We start from the raw sequence: 26,206 nt of genomic DNA, 5'->3' as shown, positions 1-26,206 counted from the left end.
TTACAGAAATGGTTACATCCTCTCCAACGTAGGCTATATTAGCCGGATTGGTAGTCACTGCTGCCCCAGCCGGCGTCACAAACGCGGCGAACATCGATAGGACCATTAGCGCCACTAAAAGCGTGGCAGTAATTTTATTCTTCATTATCTCTTTAACCTCCCTTTTTTATTTTCTTTTGTTGAAGTGATATAATGTCCACCTTTATAAGACTTTGGTCATAAATATATTTTGGTAGTCATAGACTTTAGCCTTCTGGTGACATACTCCCCCCAACTTTAGAGTATATTTGATGTACATCCTATTTAAATGCTTTGCGGTCATTTGAAGCTTTTAAAGCCATAGTGTCATCGAATATCGAATTCAGAATATCAAATTGAGTAGGTCATAAATGTATGTCATAAATATTTGTGATATAAGAAACAGATAATCAATTCAGACATATCGGGTTACCATCAAGGATAAAAGGATAATTGAGCATAACGAACAATCCTCTTTTTGATATATATGTGTAGAACACAGGTACACGATTTTTACAATATTTTAAGCTAAAAAAGTATCTTGGTTCAATGCGCAATTCAGCTCGTACTCCAGCAAGTAAGTAGTTTGCCTCACCACCCATATGTTCCATAAGTTTATCCGTATTTCCGGAATTCTTTGCTTGATTCTGCAGGATTGGCTTTTCTTTGGATAACTTGCCTTTCGCATTTACTCAAGCAATGTATATAGAAGGTCTTCCAGGAATTGAGAGTCTCCTTTTGTTCTGGGGATCGTAATCCGCATCTATCTTGACTGTTAAGCCGACCTCTCCTTCGATGAAATCCTTTGCATCTCGCAATATATCCCCTTCATTCATTCTCGGAACCCTCTCTGAAAACATCCTCTTAATGAACTCTGAGACTTCCTTACCCCTTTTTCTCAGGTTCTCCTCTCGCATAACTTCTTTCGGGGCATCGCCGAGGCTCTTATCTCCAATAAGGTCCAATACCCTCCACTTCCAATCCTCTGCAGTGTATATATATGCAATGGTGCCACCCCTTATTTTAGCTATGCTAAGAATCTCTTTAATATCATCTATGATGCCTTTGATGAACTCCTCACCCCTCTCAATTTCATCGTCGATTTTATCTTCGTCATAGGTTGGATATCCTGCAAGAGAGATGAAGCCCTCTTTGCCCAATTTTTCCCATATCTCCTCACATATATGCGGTACGAAAGGAGCGAGAATCTTGGTCTGGGTTAGGATAAACCAATCCATCAATTCCCTGTTTTGCCCAGCCCTCCTTAGGTACCATCTCAAATATCTCTGAAGGTCAAAATAACCTCTCTGAAGAGCTGTTCTGAACTCCGTGGTATCCATCATTTCCAGGGTGGCTTTTATCGCCCTGTTTGTGACGGAGCTGAACCATCGGTCGATGTATTTTATGCCAGTTTTACCTTTACCATAATTTTCAAGGGCAAAGTCATGCCACTGCTCGAGCTTAGAGCCTATGGATTTTGCGAACTCGGTGTCCCAGTTGGGATCATCAAGTCCTTCACCACCATACATCAGGGTCAATCTGGTGACGTCTGCACCATACGTGTCAAGAATCTGGCGCAAAGTGTAAAAATTGCCCTTTGATTTGCTCATCTTGGATCCATCGATCTGAATGAATCCATTGACGCCTATTCCAAGCGGCCAATATGCCTTTGAGAATAGTGCTACGTGGTTAAACAGGCAGAAAGCGAGATGATTCTGCACAAGGTCTTTACCGGAATTTCTGAAATCGAAAGGATACCAATATTCGAACTCAGCCCTCATTTTCCTCAGTAGTTCAACAGATATTTGGGCGTCTCTTGCTGCCTTCTCATCGTCTCCAACGCCCAGGAAGACGTAATCGAAAAATGAATCTGTCGCCCCAATGCCATATCTTCCATCTTCCAGATAATGGGGGATAGTATAATAGGCCATGTATATCGTCGAGTCAGATAGGGATTCTATCACCCATTTCTCATCCCATGGAAGCGTCGTTCCCAGCCCAAACTCCCTTGTGCACGCCCAGTCTTTCAACCAGTCGATGACATAGTCGAATTGCCTCCGAACCTTGTCGGGATAGAGAATCATATTGTCCAGGGCTTCATGTGTCCTTTTTTTCCAGTTTTCATCCGAGTATCTCAAAAACCATTGGTCAGAGACGATTTTCACGATGCATTTGGTTAAGCACCTGCAAATGACCTCTTCGGATAACTCATAAAATAACGCGGCTTTGTTCTCTCCAATAAAATCGCTGACAATTTTTTCTTTTGCCTCAAAAACCTTCAAACCCGCATACTTTCCGGTATTCTCGTTTAATATGCCGGTATGGAATTCCTTCTTATAAATTTCCTTTGTCGCCTCCTCTAGTCTCGGGTCCTCTTGACACGCTATCTCCATTTTTTTAACTATCCCTATCGCAGGATGCGCTCCGTAACCAGGAACTTTGATCAACGAAATGGGCCCTATGCCCTCTACCAGAGCACTGGCTACCCCACAGGGATTTTTCTGTACATCCTTCAGTGCAGCGTAGTCATAGGGAGCATGAGAGGGGACTGACATCACTATACCGGTTCCTGTATCGGATTTGACGAAAGTCGCAGGAAGAATTGGCACTTGTCCTCCGGTTACCTTGTTAGTGCAACGTTCTCCCACCATACTCTCGCCTTTTAAGTGCCTGAATATTTCCACAACGTGTTTTTGCGCTCGCAGCTTCTCGACCATATCCTCAGATATGATCCAACGTTCGTTATCCACGCCTGCCTCAACATAGTCTGCATCTGGATTGATCCAGAGATTGGTGACGCCAAAAGAGGTTTCGGGTCGATAAGTCGCAGTTGGCAACACCTTACCATTAAAATCGAACTTGATCAGGTATGTCTCCTCCGGGGTAGTGCCTTCTCCTTCCAGACGCGCATGGTCCCCCACAGGAGAGGAGCATTTTCCACACCAAACAACCGGATGTTCTCCTTTTGCGACGTAGCCACACTCTTTTAATTTTCTAAACTGCCATTTGATGAAAGCATCATAATGAGGATTCAGTGAAGTCGTGATGAAGCTCCTACGCCAGTCTATGCTGGCGCCCAGATTTTTAAGATCTTGCATCGTTTCTTTGGGAAAGAAAGAGGTCCAGTATATCGGGTCTGAAAAATTGGGGATCTCCTCAGCAGCAATGCCCATTTGTTTCAGTATATCTATCTGAGCTTTCTCGTTCTCTGCTATTCTCTGCGCAGCAGCTATTATGGGCGTGCCGGTGCAATGAAAAGCGAAGGGGAACAACACATTATAGCCCTGCATGCGCTTGTATCGTGCAAATACTTCCACCCTCATCAAGGAAAACGTGTGCCCCAGGTGAAAGTAGCCATTCATATATGGATAAGGGAAGTTTACAAAAAATTTCTTTTTGGAAGCATCTATCTCCGCTTCAAATACCCTTGATTTCGCCCAACAGCTCTGCCATTTCTCCTCTATATGGCGATTCGCAAAAGATTGGCGATTCATAAAAAAAAAATATTTTATTTATTCCACTCTGTTCATCTTGATCAACGAATATAGGGGGACCCCAGCTATTGAGTCCAATCCTTTCTTGTCGATCATAACTGACATGGCAAGAGGCTTCGAGCCCAGCTCCTCCAACACCTCAACAGTTTCTTTCATCGTGGACCCTGTGGTGATCACATCGTCGATGATGATGCACTTTCTGCCTTTAACTTGGGCGAAGTTATGGCTGAACGTGCCCTTTACACCTTCCCGCTCAGCCCGGTGTTTGCTAGGAAGGAAAACTGCTAATTCAACTCCAAGCTCATCCGCAACCAAACTTGCAAAGGGTATTCCGCTTAGTGCAACTCCAACTACGACGTCTATATCTAGGCCATTATCCAAAGATTCCAAGACCATATCGGTAAGCGCAGATGCAATGTAACTCATTCTTTGTGAGCTTGATCCGATTTTACTCCAATCCACGAATATGTCCTTGGGAGCTTCTTTAGTAGGGCGAGTGAGTAACCATGTGACGGTTTCGCTTGATACATTAAGCTCATCGGCAATTTCTCCTGGTCTCAGCCCCTTATTCCTTAGCTCCATCGCCTTTTTTACCAGTTCGTCAATATTCATCTAAATCCACTCCTCTCCTTTTTTACCCTTTTTTTCAATCTTGAGCCACACACCGGACATGTGCTACCACTCGGAAAATACCTATTACATCCAATACAATGTTTTTCCCATATTAAAACATCTCGGATTCCTTTTTGGATTATCGGTTTTATCTTGACTCCGAGTCTGGAGGCCATATTTTGAATTTCGTAGTCATCAGAGACAAGATACACTCCATCGTCCATGTACTGGAGAGCTTTTGCCAGTAAACTGACATCGGTTTTAGATAACGAATCGAAATCTCCAGTCCTCTTTGCCTCTCTCTCAACCAAACTGATGTAATGTTTTTCCGCCTGCTCAACCCTCATGCCTGCATCCTGAGCCATCTCGAAGAGCAGGATGGATTTTTCATCCTTTAATTCAGTCATTACATCTGGCACCGTCACCAATTCTCCATCCAAACAAAATCCGTAGATGAACACCATGGCATCCAATATTAATTTGGGCATCATTTCACTTTTCAAGGTGCGTTCATAAATAAATTTAACCTAGTAAAGGGCTTTGCATCTAAAGTCTGTTTTGACCCATGGGCGCTCCGATCATCATAATTTATTATATCCCTTTCTTTCTTTTAAAATGACCAATTTCCGCCCTATGGTGGGGGTATTTCACTCACACAGCCGACAAAAAGCTCAATACGCTCAATATCTTCCCTATACTTCAAGTGCAATTCGAAATCCTCGGTTTGTCCGCTCTTAACATAAGGAGCAATAATGCCACATACAGGACCTGGATCAATACTACCCCCAATCTGCTCCCCTTCCGAATTAAAAGCATGCGCAGCCATGCATATGTAATAATCCCTATCATACTCATTTTTAATAGTTCCAGTGATTACAATACCAAGATCCCCTACGTTAGCTGCATTAAGGGAGCAAATATCATTTAATTCCAGAGAACAATATTTTAAACGAGAATCGTTCAAAAGTATTTTGGATTTGTTTCCCCGGTAAGTGAAGTATTCACCGGGTTGTGGTGTTAAATGAGGTATATCCGCCATCATAGGTACTTCTTTGGTAGGCTCTATCTTCGTAGATTGCCAATCGCTTGGTGGTAGCGACTTTCGAGGGTAGGTGAAGATCCTAATAACCTCTGAACTCTCTAAATCCACGTATATAGTTGCAAAAATCCCTGAGAGATTTGGATCGAGATTTACAGCTATGCTAACTGTCGGATATGCGTGGAAATAACATTTTCCCCCTAAGCTGCTTTCCCAGTAGTCAACCTCTATATTCTGTATCTTGTATTCTTTGTTCCCTATCATTTCCAAAACTTCGGGATCGGCCAAAGCTATTTTTAATACTTCATCCTTCTGTTTCTCTGTCAGAGAAGCCAATTTCAGATCGTAATTAATGCAGCCTCCTTGTGCTTCCCCCTGAATCAAATCCACAGGCACGCCAATGGTAATCCCAAGAACCCACGGTAGTTTCTTCTCTTCCGTGAGAATATAAACCATACACATACGACTGCTTTCGTCTTCTAGAGGAGTCACTTCGTAAACCTCGTACCCCTCACCTAGCCATTTCTTTCCTTCCGGGTCGTTTATAGCCAATTCAATTGCCTTTGCTTTTTCCTCTTCTGTTAGTGCTTGCACATCCGGATAAGGAGGTATAGCAGGTATAGGTGGTTGTGGCTCTACTTCACTTGGAGTCGATTTTAAGACCTCGTCCGATAGAAAAACGATGTAGCCCGCTGTTCCTATAAGGGCAACCACTAAAGCTAAACTCACTACTAAACCATGCCCATGTATTTGTTCTCTCTTTTTCATTTCTTAAGCAGTCCACCTCATTTCAGCTTTTTGACTTATCGCAGTCTATCAATAAAATATTGTATAAATTTGGCTTGTCATACTCCTAGCTTGTCATACTCCTATTCCCTTTGCCTTCCACGGTATTTTACGAAAACTGTCAACAACGATATAAACACGCACCCTGCCAGAATCCATAATATCGGTGTATTCGTAAGAATATCATGAAAAGTATCATATATTGATGGTTCGAAACTTTCAGCCACAATGATCTTCCATCCATCGATCATCGTTTTGTGTAACTGCTGGTTCTCTGGCGTTCGCTCATAGACCCAGAGCGTGACCGTTTTCCGTGCTGAGCGATCGAGCGAAACCCCGCCAATTTTCATCTCAGGATTCTCTTTCCACCTCTCTATTTGCTCCCTGATCCAAGCTAGCTCTTCATCAGTTGCCTCTCCGCCTTCTGTTTGTTTTAACCACACATTGACTTTCCAATCACCAATCCTTGTGCCATTTAATTGCTGGTTCTCCGGTGTAAGCTCATAAACCCAGATATCGACTTCCTTTATTTTTCTAATTATTACCCATTCTGCTATTTGCAGCTCAGGTTTCTTTTCTAAACCTTCTATTTCTGAGTTGATCCAGGCTATGTCTTCACATTCTGTTTCATTTGGATCATTTGGAGAATATGCCTTAGCGCTATCTGAAGGGCTATCGACTGCCTTAGCACAACATATAAAACCTTCAACCAATTCGTTTGATTCCGTGTGACAGGCGTGATAGAGTTGCGGAGAGCTAAGAGCTAAAACCAAGATCATAGCTACAAGAACACCTTTTAATCTCTTATTTTTCATTTCTCTTACCTTAGATGCGCAGGCTATGTATAGATATTATAGATATAACACAACAACACTAAAAAGTTTATTTATTCTTCTCTTTTTCCCCTACGTTATTCCATTCTTCCAAAGCTCTACTACTTACCCCCAAGTCCCAATTTTTTGACAATTTAGTTAAATTCAGAGCAAAGACGAAAACTATACTATATACCACCCCCATTCTAATCGATTGAGAGGTGAAAAGACGTGGATATTCCAATCGCACCTGTAGGCAGGATAATAAGAAACGCTGGAGCGAACAGGGTCAGCGAGGATGCCTGTGAAGCTTTGGCGGAAGTATTAGAAGAGTATGGACTCAATATATCGGCAGAAGCGATCAAATTAGCTAAACATGCCGGCAGAAAGACCGTAAAAGCAGTAGACATCAAACTAGCGGCCCATAGACTTTAAAAAATCAATATACCGAGACTGGTCAAAGTTACGATTATACCTGCAACCAGCACACCAAGAAGGATCGCAGGAAGCGCATGGCTGAATTTAATTCCAAAAACAAAAGCGGCAGCACAACCAGTCCAAGCCCCAGTGACAGGCAAAGGAATTGCGACGAACAGTGATAGTGCAATGGTGCCGTATTTTTCAAAGTACTCGCTGTGCCTGCGACGGGTTCGCGTGAACAGCCAATTAAAGAACTTGTCCCAGCTCTTATAGCGTCTAAGGTAGTTGGAAACGGGCTCTAACCATAATAGCAATGGAACAACCGGTATAAGATTTCCAATTACTGCGAGCATGTATGCCGTCAAAGGGTCAAAACCATGCATAATAGCCACAGGAATTGCCCCCCTGAGTTCTGATATGGGCATGGCTGCAACCACTACCACTGAAATCCAGTCTGGGAGAGACATTAAGCTATCTCCATTTTGCCTTGTCTAAGGACTCTGATATAAGCATTTCTATATCCAACTTGCCTTCCTCACGGAGCATATCATCGATCTTCGCAAGCGTAGCTGGATATTTTGGAACTGCGGTGCAACTTTTTTTGGCAGAGGTGGAGGCTTCAAGCGTCCCGATCCTTCTGGCCAGATCGGTGATCTCGGATTTATCGGCTCCTATCAATGGATGATAGATCGGAAAATCTATGCCCCAAAGCTCAGCAAGCATGTTCGCAGAGGTCTGGGATGCAACTTGTCCAAGCGAAGAGCCTGTGATGATGCCATGAGCTCCCTCTTTCTTCGCAATCTCCACCGCAATCTTATACATCATTCTTTTGCACAGTATGCATGTCAACTTCTTATCGCAATTCTCTCGAATGGCAAACAGATTACTTCCGTGCGGAATCTCATAGACCCGCATGGGAAAATTTGGCGCCCAACGTTGCAGTATATCGATGCATTTAGATACGTTTTTCCGCATCACTTCGTCTGAGAACGGCTCGTTATCATAATAGAGGGGTATGATCTCACAGCCCCGCCTCATCATCAGCCACGCAGCAACCGGCGAGTCGATGCCGCCAGAGATCAATGCGACCATCTTGCCCTGTGTACCAATAGGAAGACCCCCAACCCCCTTGAGGACCTTGGTATAGACATAGGCCTTGTCTTTCCTAGCTTCGACAAAAATTTCCCTGTTTGGCGCACCGAGATCTATTCTAGGATTTAGTGTATGCACCCTATCATATACAGCGTCCCCACATGCAACTCCGATATCTCTGGTGGAGAAATCATGGAGTCCCGCCTTGTGGGGCCGTATGGCAAAGGATTCGTTCACCCTAATAGTTTCTTCGCCAAGCTCTGCCGCCACTCGTGCCATCGCTTGAAGATCGGATTCCGTGGTTATCACAGGACTGGTCGAGACCACACCAAAGACATTAGCCACCAAATCAGCGATGCTTTCATCCGAGGCATGAATGAAAATCCTCCCCCAGTCTCTCTTAATAAGAGAATATTCCTTCCCATTAAATTCAAGCACAGATTTGATATTATCGACCAATATCCGCTCGTGTCGTCCCCTAGTGCGATCGCTTTTCAGCCCTATCTCCCCATAGCGGACCAATATGGCATCACAATTGAGTTTCATTTTTCCCCCGACCCCTACCATATCACCCTGAGAACGTTTATCTTTTCCGAAAGGTAAAAAGCCAATAATTAATGATCGAGGGAATAGCATGAAAATTGATGAGAGTGTAATTACCAAAGCAATCATTGAGGACTTCATGAATGTTTTTTTAGAGCATACGGAGGTAGATGTCGCCATAGCAGGTGCCGGACCATCTGGTATGGTAGCTGCTTATTATATTGCCAAAGAGGGGGCGAAGGTGGCAATTTTTGAGAGGAAGTTGAGCGTTGGCGGCGGAATGTGGGGTGGGGGGATGATGTTCCCTCGCATTGTGATACAGGATGAGGCAAAACACATCTTAGACGATTTTGGAATCAAGTATAGGAGATATAAAGAAGGGTACCTTCTTGCAAACTCTATAGAGGTGGTAGGGAAACTGGCAAGTGAGACGATAGCAGCAGGCGCGGAAATATTCAACCTGATAAGTGTGGAGGACGTCATGATCAGGGAGGGCAAAATAACTGGGGTAGTCATAAACTGGAGTTCCGTCGAACTTGGTAGATTACATGTGGATCCGCTGTGCGTTCGCTCTAACGTAATCATAGACGGAACTGGCCATGATGCCGAGATATGCCGCAACTTCGAGCGGAAGATGCCGGATTTGCTAAAGGTCGTCGGGGAGAAACCGATGTGGGCGGATGTCGGCGAACGCTCCATCCTAGAGAACACCAAAGAGATTTACCCCGGCTTGATTGCTGTTGGTATGGCAGCCAATGCAGTAGCAGGTGGTCCGAGGATGGGCCCCATATTTGGAGGGATGATGCTCTCAGGCGAAAAAGCTTCCAAGCTAGCTCTATCCAAACTTTAGGTCACGAACGAAAAGTATCAAAAGAGGATATTTAAATTTCATTTACCCTATAACAGAGCATATATTGCACTGTAGCTGCTATTATTTCCAAGCGATGGGCGTTTCTATAGCTGTGGTGACCGATTAGATTAATTAGTTAGGATAGGATTGACAAATTAGTGATACTTAGCCGTGAAATAGCCGTAATTTATAATTTATATCCGATTTTCCTCAGGAACGCCTTTCGCTCTTTCACATCTTTGGGCGTTTCAATGCCCTTGGATTTCGATCCATCGATCACGCCGATGATTCCTCTTCCCTCATCTGTTTCTGCAACCAACACTTCGATCGGGTTTCCAGTGGCACAGTAAATTCCACAGACCTCCGGGACGTTTTGGATGGTATTCAGCACATTGATGGGGTAGGCATCACGCAAGAATATTAAGAAACTATGACCACACCCGATCTTGAGCGCATCGTCGGCAGCTGCTTTTTTCAACTCAGCATCATTGCCCTCACATCGCACCAAGCAAGGACCTGATGCCTCACAAAACGCGATACCAAACTTTGCATTTGGAACAGTACTAACGATGGCCTCATACAGATCTTCCACGCTCTTGATGAAGTGTGTTTGCCCAAGAATCAGATTGGAATTGGTTGGCAATACTATCTTAACGGTCTTAAACTCCATATTGATCTCTATGTATTAAATTAAGCTGTATTATATTATAGTATTGGGTGCCCTTGCATGAGCAAAACTGGAATCGTATATCATGAGGACTATCTGAAGCACGATACTGGCGATCATCCTGAGAGCAAAAATAGGTTAATCGCCATAATGAGGCTACTTGAGGAGACAGGGACGCTGGAGAAATTGACGGATATTCCTCCACAAAAGGCCACGATCGATCAGGTCAAATATGTGCATAGCACATCTTATATCAAGGAGTTGCAGTCTAGATGCCAGAAAGGCATCGATAGGCTGGACCTCGACACTAGGATTTCATCAGAATCTTATGATGTTGCATTGCTCGCAGCTGGGGGGGTCCTGAGCGCCGTAGATAGGGTCATTGAATGCTTGGATAACGCTTTTGCACTGGTTAGACCACCAGGCCACCATGCAGATTCAAATCTCGGAGGCGGATTTTGCCTTTTCAATAACATCGCCATAGCAACTCGCCACGCTCAACTTTGCCATCACCTGGACAAAGTACTCATCGTAGACTGGGATGTGCATCATGGAAACGGCACGCAAAACATCTTTTACGATGATTCCTCGGTATTGTATTTCTCAACCCATCAAAGCCCACTTTATCCTGGAACAGGGGCCATAGGAGAAGTTGGCATTGGCGACGGAGAAGGATTCACGGTGAACGTCCCGCTGCCAGCTGGGACAGGTGACATAGGGTATATCTATGTTTTCAATGAGGTCTTAGCACCCATCTCAACTGAATTCAAGCCGGATTTCGTACTGATTTCTGCGGGAGAGGATACGCATTTTGCAGACCCATTGGGAAGGATGAATCTGACAGCAAAAGGGTTTGGATTGCTCACCAATATAGTGAAAATGATAGCCAGCCACGCATGTAAGGGCCGAATCGTTGCAGCGCTGGAGGGAGGATATGATTTGGCAGGACTGCCCTATTCGGTTTTATCGATTCTCAACTCTTTAGGAGATCTAAATATGGACATAAACGAGCCTAAGCAGATACCAAAAGATGAGTTGTCTGATCAAGTTAGGAACCGAGTTCGAGAGGTAAGAGGGGTACAGGCAGAATATTGGGATATATGATATGACAAAAATCGTGAAAGTCACGTATGATTGGCGCAATTCTTAGAAGTATACATATTTCAGGGATATTCCTAAAAATCTAAAAAAGATATTTAAGCTATAAATGCCATATCTCTTGGGAGAAAAATGAAGGAAAACCTTAATCTAAACGCAATTCTGGTGGCGGCGATTGTGGTAATCGCACTAGTAGCGGTTTACAGCGCTAGCATTAAAACGACAAACATAGGTGACGTGATCATAACACAATCAACACAGGAAACCCTGACTGTGACGGGATCGTATACACTCTACGCGAGTCCAGACGAAGCGAACTTTAACATTGAAGTGGAGACCCAAGCAAGAACAGCAATTGATGCTCAAGATGAAAATGCGGTGAAGATGGATTCCGTTAAAAAAGCACTCTTGAATGAGGGCCTGAAAACGTCGGAGATAGTGAGATCAAGCTACAGCGTTCGCCCAATGTACAACTACTCCGGCGGCATCAACGAGATTGTGGGCTACACCGCAACGCACAGCCTCACCATAAAGACAACCAGCATAGACTCGGTTGGAGAATACATAGATGTGGCTGTAAGGGCCGGAGCCAATGATGTCGGCGGCATATCTTTTGGCCTGAGCGATGAAAAGGAGGCTGAACTGCGCGCAAGCGCTTTGAAGTTCGCCGCAGAGTCGGCAAGTACAAAGGCGAAATCAATGGCAGCTGGCGCCGGAGTGAAGCTCGGCGAGATAGTACAGATATCGGAAGGATATGTGGGTTACAGCCCTGTTTACAGGAGTGTGGCAGAGCAGATGCCTGTTCCTGCCCCTGCTGCTGCCCCTAAAACGAGCATAGAGCCCGGAACGGTGGAGCTTAGCGCGAGCATTTCGGTCACTTACAAGATAGGATAGCTGTTAGTCTCATACTGAAACTGAAAAATGGGGATGGTTTATGTTATCTTCTCCTTGGTCCTTTAATGTATTTCTTTTTAAAAATGAAGTAAAGTACTACCAATAAGATAAAGACAGCCCCAATGAACTCGGTAATAGTATACTGACCTAATTGTTCTTTAAAAAACGCCCTTAAAGCCTGCCCGTGCAAATCATAAATTATTAAATCTAAGCTGAATAGCAAAAATGCATAAAACGTTTTTGCGTACTTACCAAACAGTTTAAACCTTCCTGAAAAGGGATCATATTTTATGAATATACTTGGTAAAAGAGCCACGATAATTATCGTCAGAATCCATGAAGCACCATCAATTAAAATTTCTGGTGTTTGCATGCTAGTAGTTTATAGATGCTTTTAATAAATAACTTACTAATTATAATCAAATCTCATTCTTTTTTGTTAGTTCGTTTGCCACCAATCCCAACCCCTCAGCTTTTGAAAAACTTCCTCAGAAAAATCCTGAATTCCCTATCCTCTATTTGGGCGATCTGCCTGTTCTTTAGCACTTTATAACCAGTTCCAATCGCCTCAGATACATTCTTTCCCAAGCCGCACGTATTCAATTGGGAGAGCAGCAAATCCTTTGCCTTCGTATACTTCCTGGGGATTTCTGCGACGTATCTCCCATCTTTTATGTATGGGTTGGCATACTTCGCTTTAAATTTCTCTGAGTGGACCGAGGACTCAACCGGCGGACCAATGTGCTTTTTAATGTTCGGCAGCTTGGCCACTTCCATCTCCAGTAGGATAACAGACTGCGCGCCCGACCAGATATCGCCTCTAAACACCCTGAAGTCATTCCTATGGAGCAGTTCTTCCACCGACTTAACCGCCTTGTATAACTGCGGATAGAGGATGTCCTCTACAACGTTGGGCGTCTGGAATACGATGGCAAACAAGTCGGTTTTCCTGGCCTGAATTTCTTTGGCGATCTCGTCGTCAGTAATAGGCTCCATTGGTGGGGGAAAAAAGAAATTGATGCTCGGCTCTTTGAGAAACTCGCGAGATGCATCGATAAACATGCAAAAATTGTCCAGTGAAACCGCTGCAGCAACGTTCCTGGAAGGATCGACAGGATCGATGATTACTAGCGGATCCTCATGCCGGAGCGTCCCGTGACCTTCCAAATCGATGACAACTCCTCTCTTCCAGTCACTTGCGCTTTCGAGCACGCCCAGGAAAGACCCATATTTCAGGACCAGCAATTCGCATAGATACCCGGAAAAACCTTTTGTGCGGAGTTCAGACCCATAGACCCCAACGCCTTTCATGAACTGTTTGAGCAGGCGCACCTGACCCTCAAGCCCCTTGATCCTTGTTCGCAGGTATTTGTTATGAAAGGGCGTCCGGTCCACGGCAGACTTGATCGATGAAGGGTCGGAGACCCTGAAGCAGGGGACTATGTCGACATTATAACCGCCATATAACGCGCGAATATACGGGTGCTCAGCATATCGCTCCTCATGGTCAGTCGCAACTTTCTTGGCTATCTGAAGTCCGATAGACTCAAGATCCTCGCGCGAAATTTCCTCCGGAAAGGTTATGAATATGTCGACATCTTTTTCCCCGACTATCCACGTGTCTCTCGCAACTGAGCCGACCAGTAACCCATGAGCATCTATATTAAGTTCGTCAGCAACCCGATCGATATGAGCGATTATGCGAACGGTCAACTCATCCAAGGCTTTTTCATCGCTCTCGCTAGGTGTAATTCTATCCAGAACCTGAGCGCAGATGTCAGCGATCACAATCTCACTTCGTGCAAGGTGTCATAGATGGGGCCTTTTGGCGTCAACGTGCTTTTCTTAAACCTGATACAATCGACCTTCATCCTTCCAAGCTTGGCGTCCGACAGTTGCGATATCTTGCTGGCCAAGGATTTTTTCTGTTCTTTAGGTATATTTTTTACCCTGGCCAACGTTGCATGAGCCGTAAACTTCCTATTGTCAGGAGGGAACCCCAAGGGATTCAGCGCTGCCTCCACCCCTTGATGTAACTCTTTAAAATCACCTTTGGCGCTAACCCAAATTATGCGGATATAACCCAGGTTAGGAAAGACTCCTATGCCCTCGATGTCGATGTCAAAAGGAGAGCAATGTATCCTACCAAGCGCATCCTTGATCGGCCCGACTTTGTCCTCAGGTATATCTCCCAAAAACTTGATTGTGATGTGGGCCAAGTCAGGATCGACCGATCTTACAGCATAACCAACAAACTGTTGATGGATGTCCTTTATCCTTTCCTTAATCTCGTTAGATAGATCTACCGCAATAAACGTCCTGATCATACTATCAACTTCATCTGTTGGTACCTTAAATAAAGACCACTGAGGTCCATAATCTCTCGAATTATGCCTGCAAGGACCTCTGCTCCGATCTCTGTTATGGGATTATCCTTTTTGTCAACAAACTCATAGGCGGGTTCATCCGATAAAATGTTGAGGCCATCCATCAGCTCCCTGTATTTCCTCACGTTTGGGTCCTTGGATTCTTGGGTCCATTCTGTGCTCGTAGGTGTCAGCCCAATCAACTTCAACTCTTGCTTGAAGCAGGGCCTATTGAAAAGATGCTGAAGCACACAAACCCCTACAGCAAAGCGTTTGTTTGCGTCTACGCTAGCGATCCGCTCCCCAACGAGGGAGTAGATATCTCTATCGCGCTTGCTATTATAAGAGTAAACCTTGGATGGAGGCACGTCTTCCTCGATCAAGTGACCTATGTCTCTCAGAGCTCTCAGATAGCCGGTCAGAATCAACCTGTGCTGATCACATCCACCTTTTTTGAGCAGACGGGATATGGCGCTGATCGAGAGCTGCTGTTCTTTTAACATGCCGGTCAAAGTCTCACACAACTTTTGCTCCAAATTCATACCCTATTTTGGTTCTCAATAAAAGTGAATAAACTTTTCCCTTTGTTACCAGATGTGATAAATCTCTTTTCAAAGTTCTTTACCAGATGATGGTATATCTTTACCAGAGGTGATGTGAAAAAGCATTTTAAATAGAGAAATTATATGATTTTTGAATTGAATGATTTCTGAAGTGAAAGTTTATACCACTAAGACGTGCCCAAGATGTGAGCAGCTAAAGAGCCTGCTAAAATCCTATAGCATAGAATACGAAGAGATGGACATGGCCACTCCTGAAGCACTGACAGAGTTGAGGATGAGAGAGGTCTTCACCATAAGTGCACCGGTGCTGCAGATAGATGACTCTTTCATTACATCAAAAGATTTGTTTGACGAAAATGGTGTAAGGCGTGAGAAAGTCTTAGAGATGTTAAGGTAAGATAAGACTGAAATAGAGAGGGGATAGATAGAAATGAGCATAGAGATAAGTGGCATAGAGATGAGCAGTAAGATGGGTAGTATAAAGATAGGTAGTGATCAGACACGCAGATTGATACAAACCACTCTGGAAGGTTTTCCTGCAGAAGTGATGCCCAGTGTAAGAACATCCGATGGGCATATGCTAAAGTGGGACAGGGGAGCAATAGTGAGGCAACTGCTGAGGGAGAGCAAACTTGCTGAGAAGTTCTATGGTATCCCTCCAATCGACGAGGAGACGGCTACGAAAGTTGCAAAGGAGGCAGAAAAACGGATAAGATACATGGGCGTGGAATTTCTGTCCGGTCCCTTGGTAAGGGAAATTGTAAACGTCATACTGCTGGAGGATCATCATATTGAGTGGCGAAATATTTCCACGCGCGTAGGTACACCTGTATATGATGCGCACATGATTGACGTGGGCGATGGTTTTGAATCGAATGAGAATGCAAACCTACAGGATAATGCAGAGACTTCTCATAAGAAGAAGGCCGACAAGATATCCAAGGAGCAATATCTTTTATCACTTCCACCACGGTTAGCTGACGCACATATAAAGGGGGACATCCATATTCATGATTTAGAGTATCTGGGCACGAGAAGCTTTTGTCAAGACTGGGATTTGCGATACTTTTTTTATTATGGTTTGATGCCAGATGGCTCAGGAACGAAAGCAAGCGTTGCAGGTCCAGCGAAAAAGGCAGAGGTAGCTGTATTACATGCCGTCAAAGCGCTGGGCAGCGCGCAGACGAACTTTGCAGGAGGTCAGGGGTTCTACAATTTCCTAACCTTCATAGCGCCCTATTTTGAGGGGCTGAGCTATGATGAAATCGAGCAGCTTATGCAGATGTTCGTATACGAAATGACTCAGATGATGGTGGCCAGGGGGGGGCAACTGGTTTTCAGCAGCGTGCAGCTAACGCCTGGAGTTCCCAAGATATGGAGGGACAAGCCCGTGGTATATAAAGGGAAAATATGGAACGGGGAGCATGCCCCACTGAGGACCTACGGCGAGTTTGAACGGGAAGTGCGCATGGCTTTCAAAGCTTTGATGAATGTCATGCTCCAAGGGGATTACTGGGGCAAGCCGTTCAACTTCCCAAAGCCTGAGATCTCCATCGAGCCAGATTTCATGGTTGAAGACGAGGAGTTTAACAGAACACATCCAGAACTACCAACCTATGATGAGTTATATGATCTTGCTTTTGAGCTGGCAGCCAAATTTGGCACCCCCTACTTTGACAACCAGCTACCGGAATACAGGGGCGCAGGAAAGGGTATTTCATGTTATCAGTGCTGCGCCTATCAATTTTCATCATCACCAGATGACGAGGAATTTGAGAGTAAGCTTCTTTTCAAAAACGGCAGGCACTTCTCCATGGGCGGATGGCAGGTCGTTTCGGTCAATTGTCCTAGAGCCGCTTTTAGGGCAGAACATGATGATAAGCGCTTGTATAAGGAGCTGAAACGGCTGATGGATGTCTCTGTAGAGCTTTTCAAGGTAAAGAAAAGGTGGATGGACATCATCATCAGGAATAACAGGATGCCTTTTGTCACACAAAGGCCAAAGGACCCCATTACCGGTGAAAAAGGAGACATAGCCGCTTATATATCCGATCTGGTTTACATCATTGGCGTTGTTGGAATCAATGAGATGGTTCAGCACCATCTTGGCATGCAATTGCATGAATCCCCAGATGCGAAGAAACTCGCCATCAGGGCGATGACAGAAATGGACCTCTATGCCAAGGAGCTGAGCCAAAAACACAACATGAATATCGTATTAGCAAGAACGCCAGCAGAATCATGTGCGCAAAAGTTTGCAGTAGCAGATATCCTGCACGATGAGTTCGCACCTTTGGCGGCCAATGTCGTCAAAGGCGATCAGAAGAATGCAAAATCTCTGGCGAAAGAGACGAGAGACCTACCAATCTACTATACCAACGGGATCCATGTTTTTCCAGGAGCGAGCATCTCTCTCATCGATAGGATAAAAATCGAGCATACGTTCTTCCCAATCGTGGATGGGGGCAATATTCTTCATATATTCATGGGCGAGGCCGCTCCTGACCCGAGAGGTTTGAAAGCTCTTGCCATGAATATTGCTAAAAATACGCAAGCAGGCTATTTTGCATTTACGAAGGACATGACCGTATGTATGGATGATTTTCATGTCGCTTCTGGGCTGCTCGATGAATGCCCCAATTGCTCTTCTAAGAACGTCGAGCATCTGTCAAGGGTAACTGGTTACCTCCAAGCCGTCAGCGGATGGAATGCTGCTAAACAGCAGGAGTTAAAGGATAGGAAAAGGTATGGCGCCGCGGAGATGAGCTGAGGTGATGTGACCGACCGGTAGGGGGGAACTATTTATTGATTGTGAAATTGAGAATGAATTATTCAGACGCCAAACATCCGTTTTTTTACAAAATATACTGTAAATGGAAACTCTCAACCAAGGAATAACACGAAAAATGAATTTGTGATTTTTTGATGTGTGCGCAGTGTGTGTGGGGAATATGATTCAACTAAATTACGATAAAGGAACCATATTAATCATAGGCGGCATGAGAATTCCAAACTCATACTGGGATTCTCGTTCTAATACATACAGAGCACTGGCCATGCACTACAGGAACGTTATCGATTATCTTAGGAGGTCAGACATTGAGTTCTTAGATGACGTTTTGGATTTGATTCCTTGCCCCGCATTGTCAAGCAACCTAAAATTAAGAGACTACCAAAGGGATGCGCTCAAGACATGGATTGACGCCGGGAGAAATGGGGTCATAGTTCTGCCGACCGGGGCAGGAAAAACCGTTCTCGCAATAGAAGCCATGGCAGGATTAAGCATGCCCACGCTGGTTGTCGTACCCACTCTGGACTTAGTCGATCAGTGGCGTACCAAGCTGTCTGAAGAGTTTAACATAGAAATTGGGGTTTATGGCGGGGGAGAGCATATCCTAAGACCAATCACCGTTGCCACATATGATACCGCCTACCTAAGGGCAGAGGAGCTTGGCAACAAGTTCTATTTCATGGTGTTCGATGAGGTTCATCACCTCCCATCGTCTGGCTACATGCAAATAGCTGAGATGTATGCTGCCCCTTATAGACTGGGGCTGACGGCAACCTATGAGAGAGAGGATGGTTTGCATGAAAAGCTGACAAAATTAGTTGGAGGGAAAGTCTTTGAGATGTCTGTAGAAAAGCTTGCCGGAAAACACCTTTCCAACTACACGCTAAAAAGGGTTAAGACTGAGTTAACACCTGAAGAAGTAGAAGAGTACGAAAAACAACATCATATCTATACTAACTATCTTCGCACACACAACATTGTTTTGAGAACTCCCAGGGATTTCCGGTATTTCGTCATGAGAACAGGAAGAGATATCAAGGCAAGAGAGGCTTTGTTGGCGAGACATAGAGCCAGGATGATAGCCCTGAATTCAAGATCAAAGCTGGACAAACTGAGAGAGATACTTGAAAAGCACCATAGCGATAGAATATTGATTTTCACAGAGCACAACCTCTTAGTTCAAGAGATCTCGAAAAGGTTTCTCATACCCTCCATCACTCATAAGACGCCCAGAGATGAGAGAACTGAGATTTTGGATAACTTCAGAAGCGAAAAATACAGGGTGATAGTCACATCGAAGGTTCTTGATGAGGGCATTGACGTTCCCGAGGCAAACGTGGCCATAGTTCTAAGCGGAAGTGGTAGTTCAAGAGAGTTCATACAACGTTTGGGCAGAATACTTAGAAAAAAAGAGGGGAAGAGTGCGATAATGTATGAGGTAGTATCGCGAAAAACGAGTGAGGTGGGGACATCTAGGAAGAGGAGAACAGGGCTGGGTGCAAATGCTTCCATCTGAGCTTTTAGTCAAGAAAATCTACAAGGGCAAGATAAGCCCTAAATTTGTACCTTTGAAAGAAGAATATCTCAAAATAGCAGAAGAACTCATCCATATATTTGAGAGATTTACGGGAAGAAAGCAAGGCGATTTACCACTGGATGAGTTAGAAGAGGGTTATGATCATCGATTTATCAGAGGACTCAGAGCTATACTTGAAAGAAGATGTATTTTTGAGGTGCAATGCACAGTAGACCCTGTCAACGCTAGAAGAGCTGTTTTCGAAGAGGCTAAAGGCGCTGCAGTGACTTCAAATGAGAGGAGAGAGGTAGTGCTAAAAGAGGCTGCATCTTCATTGGGTGTTTCAGTGGACGATCTGGAACAATCGCTATGGGCAGACATCGAATCGAACTTAATACTCAAGGAATTTAACACCTTAAGCCCAGAGGAGCTGTTAAGATCGTATAACCTCTCCCTAGCTCAGACTTTGTTGTTTAAAGCCATGGGAATGGAGATCTACATCGGAAGTAACTACCAAAGTGTCTTCAGCAGCATCAAACACCTTGGATTGATGTACATGGTTGAAAAGTATGATGAGGGATTTTGCATCATCGTCGAAGGGGCCATGTCTTTGATAAAGACTACAGAACGCTATGGAACCGCCCTTGCGAAGCTTATTCCCGTTATAATTGGCTCAGAGAAGTGGGCGATAAAAGCCAGCATAGTCCAGAGATATAAAAACACACCGAAGATCCTGGAGTTCACGATGGATGGAGATAAGCATGGTGGCATCCTAGCCAGCGGGTACTCAAGCGAGGGTTTCGATAGCACCGTTGAGCTAAAATTCTCACAAAGCTTCAATTCATTGGACACAGGCTGGATTTTAAGGAGAGAGCCCGAGCCCTTGCTTGCCGGTCAAAGTGTTTTCATACCAGATTTCAGCTTCGAAAAGGGGGCTATGAAGGTCTATCTGGAGATCGTTGGTTTCTGGACAGAGGATTACCTGAGGAGAAAAATCGCTAAACTACAGAGGATTGGCGAGGAGAACATGATAATAGCGGTGGACAAGAACTTGTCGTGTTCTAGTTCTAGTTTTAGAGACATAAAGGGCAAGGTGATATTCTATGAGAGAGAGGTGCCATTGAAACCAATATGGGATCATTTGAAAGAGCGCGAGGAGAAGGATGTTAGAAGAGAAGTTGAATCTCTGGCTAAAGTCGATCTTGAGGTGGCAGGAGACGTGATAGAACTGAGCAAAGTGGCATCTGAGCAAAAGGTCAGCCTCGAGGCCATCAAAAGGGTCTTTTCTGCGACAAAAAAAGAGCATGTGCTTGTCGGAGATCAGCTAATCAGCAAAAGCTTGATCGAAAAACTAAAGGACGAAATGAAGGAGAAAAATACGCGCATAGAGGCGTCTGAGCTGTTAGAGGGGAAGGGCATAACAGGAGTGGACCAAATGCTGGATTTGCTGGGATATGCTGTGAGATGGGTAGGGCTAAATCCAGAGAATGCGATGATCGTTAGGAAAGAGGGAAGGGATAAAGAACATTAAAAATAAAACAAAGAAAAATAAGAAAAACAGATTTTCCACTACATCATAAGGCACTAACCATAATATAAAATAAAAAGAAAAGAAATATGTGAGTAAGTAAGGCTTCAAAGCCTTGATAACCATATAGCATAGAATAGAAGAAAAGAGTGTGACCCCTTGGAAGTAAATTTTGGCGGAATCATCCCGATATCAACAATAGACTGGTATGGAAAAGCAGCCATAGTGATCTTTTTCAGAAAATGTCCACTGAGATGTCCCTTTTGTCAAAACTACAAGCTTCTTGATGAGGATGAATTCGCAGACATAAAGGAGATAGAAGCCGAGATCGAAAAGGCAAAGGATTTTGTAAATGCAGTGGTCTTCTCTGGTGGAGAGCCGATGATGCAATTCGAGCAGATCAAAAGTCTGGCGGGTTTTGCAAAAAGGTGCAAACTTTTGGTAGGCATTGAGACCAATGGATGTTATCCAGAGCGGTTGAAAGAGTTGATCGAGAAAAATCTGGTCGACAAGGTCTTCTTGGACGTAAAGGCGCCATTATCAGATCCTGAACTCTATTCTAAAGTGATTGGAGCGGATGGTGCTAAAACAGTCTCATTGGTGAAAAGATCATTGGAGATTTGTAAGGATCGTCTTGAAGTGAGAACAACGGTGTTCAAAGGACTCATTTTTGAGAAAGAGCATATTAAGGCCATTGCAGGGGGACTTCCAGACGTTACTTACGTGATTCAGCAAGGCAGACCTGAGCAAGGACCGAGCGAAGAATTAAAGCAGTATGGGGTGCCTAGCAGAGACGAACTTGTGGAGCTGGCAAAGGTTGCAAGACAGTTCTTAAGTCATGTGAGAATAAGGACGAAGGAGTTTGGAGAGGAGGTCATCACATAAACATAAAGATAATTGGCTTTGTGGGAATGCCTGCATCCGGAAAGACTGAGGCAGCAAACGTTGCCAGAGCACTGGGCATCCCGGTGATCCAGATGGGAGATGTCGTTCGAGCAGAGGTCAAAGCCAGGGGACTGAAGCTTACAGAAGAGAATATAGGGAAAGTGGCAAATGATATTCGTGAGAAAGGGGGCATGGGCGCAGTAGCACTTCGATGTGTCCCATACATAAAAAATGCTGTAAAAAATGCGGACAGCAAGGTAGTCGTGATCGATGGCATCAGGGGCGTGGCTGAAGTTAAAGTGTATAAGGAGTCTTTTGGGGTACAATTCACTTTGATTGCAATTCATGCGCCACAAAAAGCAAGATTTGAATGGGCAATGGCCAGAAAAAGAGAGGATGACATCGAAAGCAGGGAGTCCTTCTTGCAGAAGGATGAAAGGGAGAACAGCTGGGGCTTACCAGAAGCCATGAACATAGCAGACTTTTCAATAGAGAATGATTACACATTGGAGGAGTTCAAGCAAAGAGTTAAAACCATTCTAGGGGGCATTATAGAAGATTATGGCCATACGATTGCCACGGTTTCCGCTACGGTACATCCGACTGAACCCCTAGAAAACGTAGAGATTGCCATCAAAAATATATTCCCAGATGCATTGCTGCAGTTGGAAAAAGATGGGGAGAACAGGTTAGTAGGCAAAGCCTCCTTGCAAAGGTTGCAAGAGTTGCTCAAAAAGCAAAAGATTCGAGATACGGCTAGAATGGAACTTTTTAATAGCAGGGTGGGGGATAAGATCGAATTCATTCTAAACAAACAAGTTGCGTACATCGGCAAGGTGAACTTTGGAAAGGGCTCCCTAGGGGGCATTTACGTGAGGATAGAAACCGAGGATGCGGAAAAACTGATAGACTGGTTAACACATAGGAGCGAAAAATGAAAGTGGGTTTTTCATGTTTATATATGACCGATGACCCTTTTGAATGGGCATACTCTCTGGAGGACATGGGATTCAGCGGATGGGAAATCGTATGTGAGGGCGCCCAGCGCTTGACCAAGGATGTGGTCGAGAGAATCCAGGATGTATTAAAAAGCACCAGTTTGGATTTTACCGCTCATTTGCCATTCTCTGACCTCAATCTTGCCAGTGTCAACCAGCCCATATGGGATGAGAGCGTTAAGCAAATGGGCAATGCAATACATCTTCTGGGAGAGATTACAGACTTGGTGGTAGTTCACCCCGGACACCTCTCTCCTTTGGGTGCGGAGCTAGCGGACAAGGCTTGGGGACAGAACATACTTGGAATCCAAAGATTGTGCGACATCGCAAGGGAGTATGGAATCATAGTAGCTGTAGAAAACATGCCAAATATATATCGCCTTCTCGGCAGGTTTCCAGAAGAGCTAAAGGGAATGATCCAAAATGTGGATAGAGTGAACGTCGGCATGACACTGGATGTAGGGCATGCCAATCTGACAAAGACGTTGGACAATTTTTTAGAACTGGACTTCAAGCACATGCATCTGCATGATAATTTTGGGGAGAGGGACGATCATATCTCGCTTGGAAAGGGCAGTGTGAACTGGAATAAGGTATTCAAAAGGCTCAAAAGTTATGAAGATCGAGTAGTAATCGAAGCCAGAACAGTCCAAGAGGGGGAAGAAAGCTTAAATTGGTTGAGAGGACTCTGACTCTGGACCAGAGCACATTCCCATAAGTAATTCCTCCCCACCCCTAGTGCCCCTTGCGATCAGTGTATCCCCTCTTTCGATTATGGTCTTGCCTTTTGGGGAATATAGCCATCTATCTGCCCTTCTAATCGCCATAACGAACATTCCTGTCTCGGTCTCTAGACGCAGATCGCCCAATGTCTTTCCAATGATTTCCGCCTGTTCAGACACGGTAACCCTGGTAATAACTTCATCCGACTCCCTAACTGCGAGCATGAAAACCGGGTGCAACTCGATGTCCCTCAGAACAACATCTGCGATTTCGTCGGCTGCATCGGAAATGACCTCTGAAGATATGGCGAGATGGAGCAAACCCCTTAGGTGGTCAACTTCAGTGACGTGCTTTGCAGACACTAAAACCCAGTGCTCAAGCCCATATTTCATCTCATCCATCTTTGCCTCTAGTATTTCCACTTCATGCGCTATCTCTTCGTTATAAAAGAGAACTGCGGAATATGCCAACCCAACTGCTAATTCAGAAACGTTTTTCATGTCGATAATCATATCAACGGCTTTATCCAGATCTTCTATTGATACTTGGGTGGCGTGAGATTTGCGCTGATATTTGTCTCCAACCGCCAGCTCATACAAGATCTCAACGCCTTCGTCCGGGCCTTTCGCAAATAAAATATCATCCCTCATCACCATTGTTTCCTTGTCTGGACCATATATCCAATCCAGGTCACGCCTCATTGCAATAACTCGCATGCCAGTTTCGGTCTCCAGCTCCAACTCGCCCAGTGTCTTTCCTGCAAGTGGCGACTTGCTGCTCGTCCTAACCCTAGTGACCGTTTCCTCTGCCTCCGGTATTGCTGCTTTAAGTTCCGGTGGCAAACCCAACTTTTTGAGCACTATCTTGGCAATGTCTCCAGCGGCATTCGAGACTTTCTCTGCGGCGGATGCTATCTGCAATATTCCAGAGAGCATCTCTGCCTCCTCCACCCCTCTAGCCCCTAACATCGCAGCTATTCTAGCATGGTAGCCCAAAACATCCATCTTCTCCTCCAGACGCAGCACTTCCTCAGCAATATCCTCATCATCATAGAGCACTGCCGAGTATGCTAGGTCGACCATCAGTTCAGAGGTGTCCTTCATCTCCTTGAGGACGTCCTTTACATTCATCGGGTGATATTCGATTTCCTCGGTCATAACAATCAACTAATTTGCTACAAGGGATAAATGCTTTTTCTTATAACACCACCATCATCACACCAAAAAGCGCTAAAATGCCAAACACATCGCAGATACTTGTGACCATGGGTATCGTAGTGTCATCTGGATCCAAACCATAACTATAGGACATAAAAGCTAACAGAATTGTGGTGAAGGCAATTATCAAGGTGAGAAGAAAACCAGAGATAGAGGCTATTAAAATCATTTTGACAAGACCAGGGCTCTTGAAATCAAACAAAATGCAGAATAATTGTCCGAAGACTCCGACCGCAAAAAACGAGATCCCACCCACAATGAGAGTGGCGAGAACGTTGCTCCTTAATAAATGATCTGTGAGTCTAAGTTCGACGATACCGAGATGAAGGGCAGACGTGATTCTGGCGCCAAGAATAGAGCCTAAGTTTCCACCCATGCCTATCATGACTGGTACTAGCATGAGTATTCCAGGAGATATGAACAAAAAGTCCTCATACGTGTCAAGGACCAATCCAGATGCGATTCCGAGGAGAGAGGCAAAGGTGAGTATTGGAAGCGCCGTCTTCATGATCCTTCTTACATTATATTCATTTTGCAATTATATCGCCCCTAAAACGATTTCTGCGGCCATAAAAAGTGCAAGCATTGCGAGTACATCTCCAGCAGTTGTCGCTATCGGTCCAGTTATATTATCGGGATCTATCCCCTTGTTGTATCCAGCAAAGGCTAGTAATATGATCAATCCGGTCAGCACGATTCCTGATACCACCCCCGCTATCAGGGATATTGCTGTCAACGGAATTATTCCAATGCTATCTCTTCCGAGCGCCAGTATCACATAATGGGCGATAACTGCCAACACGATGGAGATTATCACTCCCTCCCCTAGAGCAGCTGCTATGCTATGCATGAGATTGTCATCCCTCTCCAGCTCTGGAAGGATCAAACCCTGATGTAGGGCGGATCCGAGCCTAGAGCCAAAAGCACCAAATATATTGCCCCTGGTATCCAAGATCGCTGGCACCAGCACTAGCAGACCGGGAAGAGCTTCTAATGAGGCTTTCATGCCCCCCAGCACGACGCCTGCAAACAAGCCCAATATAACGCATATTACGAGCAGTGGGAGCGTTTGCTTAACGATCGAAGATACGCTTGCATACTTTTCGAGGTACTGATCACCTTCTGGCATCTACGATACGTATTGCAGATTTCCTATTTAAGTGATTGGAAAAATCGGCCTTGTAGAAAACCTCTATCCGAATGAACATAAATGCTCTCCTGACTGCTCTATCGATATCGTATTGTATATCACCAGCTTGATCTCCTTGACCAGATTCCTATGCTTTCTGGCTTT

26 protein-coding genes are annotated in these 26,206 nt (G+C 44.7%); 11 read left to right on the top strand and 15 right to left on the bottom strand.

The window, feature by feature from the left end:
• Nucleotides 1-710: 710 nt before the first annotated feature.
• The 5 genes from leuS to PHI74_07610 all read right to left on the bottom strand — a co-directional run bounded on the left by leuS (nt 711) and on the right by PHI74_07610 (nt 6,764).
• Complete coding sequence (gene leuS, locus PHI74_07630; GenBank protein MDD5485880.1) at nt 711-3,512, bottom strand: leucine--tRNA ligase; 2,802 nt, start codon at nt 3,510-3,512, stop codon at nt 711-713.
• A gap of 18 nt (nt 3,513-3,530) precedes the next feature.
• Nucleotides 3,531-4,124: an orotate phosphoribosyltransferase-like protein gene (locus PHI74_07625; GenBank protein MDD5485879.1), complete on the bottom strand. Its 594-nt coding sequence runs from the start codon at nt 4,122-4,124 to the stop codon at nt 3,531-3,533.
• Nucleotides 4,121-4,612, bottom strand: coding sequence for a DNA-binding protein (locus tag PHI74_07620; protein ID MDD5485878.1), 492 nt, complete (start codon nt 4,610-4,612; stop codon nt 4,121-4,123). Before PHI74_07620 ends, PHI74_07625 begins: the two co-directional genes overlap by 4 nt.
• A gap of 143 nt (nt 4,613-4,755) precedes the next feature.
• Nucleotides 4,756-5,931: a hypothetical protein gene (locus PHI74_07615; protein MDD5485877.1), complete on the bottom strand. Its 1,176-nt coding sequence runs from the start codon at nt 5,929-5,931 to the stop codon at nt 4,756-4,758.
• 101 nt (nt 5,932-6,032) lie between these two features.
• Nucleotides 6,033-6,764, bottom strand: coding sequence for a hypothetical protein (locus PHI74_07610; protein ID MDD5485876.1), 732 nt, complete (start codon nt 6,762-6,764; stop codon nt 6,033-6,035).
• Between the two features lie 228 nt (nt 6,765-6,992).
• Here PHI74_07610 and PHI74_07605 point away from each other — a divergent pair, with 228 nt between their 5' ends.
• Nucleotides 6,993-7,196, top strand: coding sequence for a histone family protein (locus PHI74_07605; GenBank protein MDD5485875.1), 204 nt, complete (start codon nt 6,993-6,995; stop codon nt 7,194-7,196).
• On the opposite strand, the gene PHI74_07600 is transcribed toward PHI74_07605, so the two are convergent.
• The gene (locus PHI74_07600) at nt 7,193-7,648 is read right to left on the bottom strand and encodes a small multi-drug export protein (protein MDD5485874.1); all 456 of its coding nucleotides are present in this window, start codon (nt 7,646-7,648) and stop codon (nt 7,193-7,195) included. The two genes, PHI74_07605 and PHI74_07600, sit on opposite strands and share 4 nt — an antisense overlap.
• 4 nt (nt 7,649-7,652) lie before the next feature.
• Complete coding sequence (thiI, locus tag PHI74_07595; protein MDD5485873.1) at nt 7,653-8,819, bottom strand: tRNA 4-thiouridine(8) synthase ThiI; 1,167 nt, start codon at nt 8,817-8,819, stop codon at nt 7,653-7,655.
• Nucleotides 8,820-8,907: 88 nt separating this feature from the next.
• Between thiI and PHI74_07590 the strand changes: the two genes are divergently transcribed.
• Nucleotides 8,908-9,666: a sulfide-dependent adenosine diphosphate thiazole synthase gene (locus PHI74_07590; protein ID MDD5485872.1), complete on the top strand. Its 759-nt coding sequence runs from the start codon at nt 8,908-8,910 to the stop codon at nt 9,664-9,666.
• A gap of 187 nt (nt 9,667-9,853) precedes the next feature.
• Here PHI74_07590 and PHI74_07585 read toward each other — a convergent pair whose 3' ends face one another.
• Nucleotides 9,854-10,336: an adenosine-specific kinase gene (locus tag PHI74_07585; GenBank protein MDD5485871.1), complete on the bottom strand. Its 483-nt coding sequence runs from the start codon at nt 10,334-10,336 to the stop codon at nt 9,854-9,856.
• Nucleotides 10,337-10,393: 57 nt separating this feature from the next.
• Here PHI74_07585 and PHI74_07580 point away from each other — a divergent pair, with 57 nt between their 5' ends.
• Together PHI74_07580 and PHI74_07575 are read left to right on the top strand one after the other, a co-directional pair.
• Nucleotides 10,394-11,437 (top strand): histone deacetylase, encoded by a 1,044-nt coding sequence (locus tag PHI74_07580; GenBank protein MDD5485870.1) that lies wholly within the window; start codon nt 10,394-10,396, stop codon nt 11,435-11,437.
• A gap of 267 nt (nt 11,438-11,704) precedes the next feature.
• Nucleotides 11,705-12,325, top strand: coding sequence for an SIMPL domain-containing protein (locus PHI74_07575; GenBank protein MDD5485869.1), 621 nt, complete (start codon nt 11,705-11,707; stop codon nt 12,323-12,325).
• A gap of 43 nt (nt 12,326-12,368) precedes the next feature.
• Here the strand turns inward: PHI74_07575 and PHI74_07570 are convergent, their stop codons facing one another.
• The 4 genes from PHI74_07570 to PHI74_07555 all read right to left on the bottom strand — a co-directional run bounded on the left by PHI74_07570 (nt 12,369) and on the right by PHI74_07555 (nt 15,233).
• Entirely contained in the window at nt 12,369-12,698 is a 330-nt protein-coding gene (locus PHI74_07570; GenBank protein ID MDD5485868.1) for a hypothetical protein, read from the bottom strand.
• A 95-nt stretch (nt 12,699-12,793) separates the two neighbouring features.
• Entirely contained in the window at nt 12,794-14,113 is a 1,320-nt protein-coding gene (gene cca, locus PHI74_07565; GenBank protein ID MDD5485867.1) for a CCA tRNA nucleotidyltransferase, read from the bottom strand.
• Nucleotides 14,110-14,652, bottom strand: a complete 543-nt coding sequence (gene thpR / locus PHI74_07560; GenBank protein ID MDD5485866.1) for an RNA 2',3'-cyclic phosphodiesterase — start codon at nt 14,650-14,652, stop codon at nt 14,110-14,112. Before thpR ends, cca begins: the two co-directional genes overlap by 4 nt.
• Nucleotides 14,649-15,233: a hypothetical protein gene (locus PHI74_07555; GenBank protein MDD5485865.1), complete on the bottom strand. Its 585-nt coding sequence runs from the start codon at nt 15,231-15,233 to the stop codon at nt 14,649-14,651. Before PHI74_07555 ends, thpR begins: the two co-directional genes overlap by 4 nt.
• Before the next feature lie 160 nt (nt 15,234-15,393).
• On the opposite strand from PHI74_07555, the gene PHI74_07550 reads away from it, so the two are divergent.
• The 7 genes from PHI74_07550 to PHI74_07520 all read left to right on the top strand — a co-directional run bounded on the left by PHI74_07550 (nt 15,394) and on the right by PHI74_07520 (nt 23,664).
• Nucleotides 15,394-15,651, top strand: coding sequence for a glutaredoxin domain-containing protein (locus PHI74_07550; GenBank protein MDD5485864.1), 258 nt, complete (start codon nt 15,394-15,396; stop codon nt 15,649-15,651).
• Nucleotides 15,652-15,684: 33 nt separating this feature from the next.
• On the top strand, nt 15,685-18,024 hold the full coding sequence (gene nrdD, locus PHI74_07545; protein MDD5485863.1) for an anaerobic ribonucleoside-triphosphate reductase: 2,340 nt from the start codon (nt 15,685-15,687) through the stop codon (nt 18,022-18,024).
• A 181-nt stretch (nt 18,025-18,205) separates the two neighbouring features.
• Complete coding sequence (locus PHI74_07540) at nt 18,206-19,561, top strand: DEAD/DEAH box helicase family protein (protein MDD5485862.1); 1,356 nt, start codon at nt 18,206-18,208, stop codon at nt 19,559-19,561.
• The gene (locus PHI74_07535) at nt 19,548-21,092 is read left to right on the top strand and encodes a DUF790 family protein (protein ID MDD5485861.1); all 1,545 of its coding nucleotides are present in this window, start codon (nt 19,548-19,550) and stop codon (nt 21,090-21,092) included. Before PHI74_07540 ends, PHI74_07535 begins: the two co-directional genes overlap by 14 nt.
• Nucleotides 21,093-21,248: 156 nt before the next feature.
• Nucleotides 21,249-21,974: an anaerobic ribonucleoside-triphosphate reductase activating protein gene (locus PHI74_07530; GenBank protein ID MDD5485860.1), complete on the top strand. Its 726-nt coding sequence runs from the start codon at nt 21,249-21,251 to the stop codon at nt 21,972-21,974.
• Nucleotides 21,975-22,000: 26 nt separating this feature from the next.
• Nucleotides 22,001-22,912, top strand: a complete 912-nt coding sequence (locus PHI74_07525) for an AAA family ATPase (protein ID MDD5485859.1) — start codon at nt 22,001-22,003, stop codon at nt 22,910-22,912.
• Nucleotides 22,909-23,664, top strand: a complete 756-nt coding sequence (locus PHI74_07520) for a sugar phosphate isomerase/epimerase (GenBank protein ID MDD5485858.1) — start codon at nt 22,909-22,911, stop codon at nt 23,662-23,664. The genes PHI74_07525 and PHI74_07520 overlap by 4 nt, the downstream gene beginning before the upstream one ends.
• Here the strand turns inward: PHI74_07520 and PHI74_07515 are convergent.
• The 3 genes from PHI74_07515 to PHI74_07505 are packed head-to-tail and all read right to left on the bottom strand — an operon-like array spanning nt 23,641 to nt 26,041.
• Complete coding sequence (locus tag PHI74_07515) at nt 23,641-24,852, bottom strand: TrkA C-terminal domain-containing protein (GenBank protein MDD5485857.1); 1,212 nt, start codon at nt 24,850-24,852, stop codon at nt 23,641-23,643. The genes PHI74_07520 and PHI74_07515 overlap by 24 nt on opposite strands.
• A 40-nt stretch (nt 24,853-24,892) precedes the next feature.
• Nucleotides 24,893-25,450 carry a magnesium transporter gene (locus tag PHI74_07510; GenBank protein MDD5485856.1) on the bottom strand — a complete coding sequence of 186 codons (558 nt, stop codon included), beginning with the start codon at nt 25,448-25,450 and terminating at the stop codon, nt 24,893-24,895.
• Nucleotides 25,451-26,041, bottom strand: coding sequence for a magnesium transporter (locus PHI74_07505; protein MDD5485855.1), 591 nt, complete (start codon nt 26,039-26,041; stop codon nt 25,451-25,453). It lies immediately after the preceding gene.
• Nucleotides 26,042-26,206: the final 165 nt, after the last annotated feature.

It is taken from the genome of Methanocellales archaeon, from assembly GCA_028715985.1.
In the GTDB taxonomy this organism is placed as follows: domain Archaea; phylum Halobacteriota; class UBA148; order UBA148; family UBA148; genus UBA148.
The sequence above is the reverse complement of the archived record's forward strand: the minus strand, read 5'-3'. Positions and strand labels throughout refer to the sequence as shown.